Raw genomic sequence first — 2,752 nt, 5'->3', positions numbered from 1 at the left:
CCACAAATACGCCGGATTTCATTGGGTGCTGAACCACATGGCCGTACCAGAAGCTATTGGCGAACACACCATCTGCGTAGATGAGCGTCAAGACTTCGGGAGCACCTGATGCACCAAGAGGGATACCAAACACCCGAGTGGCGGCCTTAAGGCCACCCGTGCACTTTTCGTTCTGGCTCAGGGCGTTTTCAATACGTGAAATAAACGGTTCGATTTTCAATTGCTTTATCCTCAACAGGGTGTTAACCACCCTAATGAAATTCAGTTATTAGCGTCATTTATCAATCAAACGCTGGCATCNTAATCATTACACTTTGATACTATCTTCTTGGACAAAGTCCGTTTCCTGAACGACATCAGAAAGCGGGAGCGTTTGAGAAAATTTGTTCACAACGCGCTGAACTGACAAAACATCACGAAGGGGATGGCTTAGGATTTCTTTTATTTCCAACAGGGTGGCAGGGTTCTTCTCCAAGTCTTCCCTGATGGCAGAGTCCATCCCCTCGAAATACGCTAATACCTTGCCCTCATAAAGAGCTCGGTGAGCAAGTACGTTGACCGTTTCACAAAATCCTTCTTCCGTGGTCGGCCACTGAATACCGGAACACCACTCCAGTACTTCCATTGCCTCGTTGTATTTCAATACACCTTGAAGAATCAGATTCTTTCTTACATCTTCACTTAGCTGGTTTTTCTTAAAAATCATGATAATCACCTCTCTCATAGAGTGCAGAATCAACCCCGGACCTTGCCGAACTTGTCGTTGATTTTTTTGGTGTATCCGCGATCAGCACCGGGACAGCTGTTGAGGTAGTCCTGGCGCGCCGTAGCGGTCTGGCTCCATCTGATGTTTCCGTGCTTCTTGACCAGGATGCTGAAGTAGTCCTGTTCGGCGCTGCGGCATTCGCTGCCACCGCTGTTGCCGGTAAATTTGCCGTAGAGGCACAGCACGGACTTGCACGGGTCACCGGCGAAGGCCGAGCCGCTGCCCAGCAGACACACTGCGAACAGCGCGCAGAGCAGCGTTTTGCCGCGACCGGGCACGGCGTTGCCATCGACATGACCCTGGCGGTCAGCCGTTTTGCTGAAGGTATTCATGTGTTGCTCCTGCAAGCGTTTGGATGTGCCAGTGGGGGGACTACATCGTTTCGGGGGTATCGTCAGCCTGCGCAGGCTCGGGATCCGGCTCGACCTCGGGGGGCTGAGCCTTGACCGCTTCGGCCTGAGCCACTTCGGACGCTTTGTCTTTGGGGTTCCAGCGCTGCCGCTGTTCGGCCTGCATGGGCTTGGTGTCGGCCACGGCCACCTTGGCTTCGACGGTGCGCACCGGCACGGTGAGCGCGTCGATTTTGGAAGCATCGCCACTCGGCACATCGGGCGTCGGCATACCGGCTCGCTCTTTGAACACGGGTTCTTCGTACCAGAAGATTTTCCGGGCTCGGATGTTGGCAGCGGGCGTCGTCTTTGTGGCTTCCACAAAAATCAGCTCTTCGCCGTAAGGCAGGGCGCTGACCTCCTGCGGCAACAGCAACGGTCGGGGCTGTTCGCTGTAACTGTCTGTTTGACCTCGAGCACCGATTTCATGCTTCTGTCTGTTCAACGACTGGTTATGGACGCGCACCGTGGTGTTACCCAGGCGCGTGCTGTACTCCTTGGCCAGCTCGACATTGCCGGTGCCGTAGACGATTTCGATGTGAAAGGCCTGCATGATGCCGTTGCCTGCCTCCCGGCCATACGTGCGCTCGCTGCGCAGCTGGTCCTTGCCCTGAAAAATGATGATGTAGCGAAGGCCTGCACCACGTGTCAGCGCCGGGGCCATTTCCATAATCTCGATACGGCCCATGACCGCGATTTCGTCGATCACGAACAACACCTGGTACTTGAGTATCAACGTGCCGTCTGCGCAATGACCACCCTGCTCGGGCATCACATCGGTGTTCTGCTGAATGGCCTGAGTGAAGAACAGGTTCATCAGCGGGCCGTATTTCTTGATGGCGTTACCGGTCACGCAAAAGTAGATGCTGATCTTCTCCTTGCGCAGCTTGGTGAAGTCAATGTCGGTGTCTGAGACTGCCCAGGCCACCGTTTTCTCGGCATACATGGACAAGGCACCGCGCAAGATATCGACGGTGGTGGACCATCCGCTGCTCTTGTTCTTCGAGGCCTCGAACACGCCATTGAGTTCACGAAGGGTTTCCACTGACAGCGCGTTGGGGCCAGTGCTGTGTTGCTCGATGGCTTGCTGCGCCCACACACCGAGCCCGGTGCCCAGTGACGCCACCTCATAGGCCTGGGGCAAGGTCAACTTCATACCATTGAGCTTCATGCCCTCCATTTCCATCAGGTACAGCAAGATGGCCGCAAACACGTTGGCAGCCTTGTTGTACCACTCCTGGTTCTTGGGGTTGTCCGACACGAACAGCACACCCGCCAGCGTGCGTATCTGCCCCAAGCGGTACAGCGGGTCGCGGCTGAGGGCGCTCAGCGGGTTCCAGCGGTGCGTCTCCAGAAGCTCGGGCGAAAAACGGTAGACCTTGTGTCCGGCTGCGGCCCGAAAACCTGCCGTGTCCCTCCAGTTTTCGAATTTGGGGTCGTTCACCACCACCGAATCGGGGTAGCTCAACAGATTGGGGGTAACGACTCCCACCGTTTTGCCGGTGCCAGGGGGCGCGGCCAGCATGACGAACGTCTGGCCATAGCTGGCTAAGAAGGTGTCCTTGGTGGGGTGCTTGCCAATGAGGATCGCGGGGTA

The 2,752-nt window shown here is 55.9% G+C and carries 4 protein-coding genes; all 4 read right to left on the bottom strand.

The window, feature by feature from the left end; all coding sequences use genetic code 11:
- Positions 1–220 (bottom strand): hypothetical protein (locus ALO64_RS24920; RefSeq protein ID WP_157058598.1); only part of this gene is annotated, 220 nt, incomplete at its 3' end.
- 87 nt (positions 221–307) lie between these two features.
- Positions 308–706, bottom strand: coding sequence for a hypothetical protein (locus tag ALO64_RS01060; RefSeq protein ID WP_054082480.1), 399 nt, complete (start codon positions 704–706; stop codon positions 308–310).
- Positions 707–735: 29 nt separating this feature from the next.
- Positions 736–1,098, bottom strand: a complete 363-nt coding sequence (locus tag ALO64_RS01055; RefSeq protein WP_031599101.1) for a TrbM/KikA/MpfK family conjugal transfer protein — start codon at positions 1,096–1,098, stop codon at positions 736–738.
- 40 nt (positions 1,099–1,138) lie between these two features.
- The coding region (locus ALO64_RS01050) for a type IV secretory system conjugative DNA transfer family protein (RefSeq protein ID WP_054991640.1) at positions 1,139–2,752 on the bottom strand (1,614 nt) is incomplete at its 5' end.

Source organism: Pseudomonas meliae, from assembly GCF_001400515.1.
GTDB classification, from domain to species: Bacteria; Pseudomonadota; Gammaproteobacteria; order Pseudomonadales; family Pseudomonadaceae; genus Aquipseudomonas; species Aquipseudomonas amygdali.
The sequence above is the reverse complement of the archived record's forward strand: the minus strand, read 5'-3'. Positions and strand labels throughout refer to the sequence as shown.

Coding starts and splice junctions, on each gene's coding strand:
- ALO64_RS01055 (WP_031599101.1), bottom strand. CDS start 1,098: ATGAATACCTTCAGCAAAACGGCTGACCGCCAGGGTCATGTCGATGGC.
- ALO64_RS01060 (WP_054082480.1), bottom strand. CDS start 706: ATGATTTTTAAGAAAAACCAGCTAAGTGAAGATGTAAGAAAGAATCTG.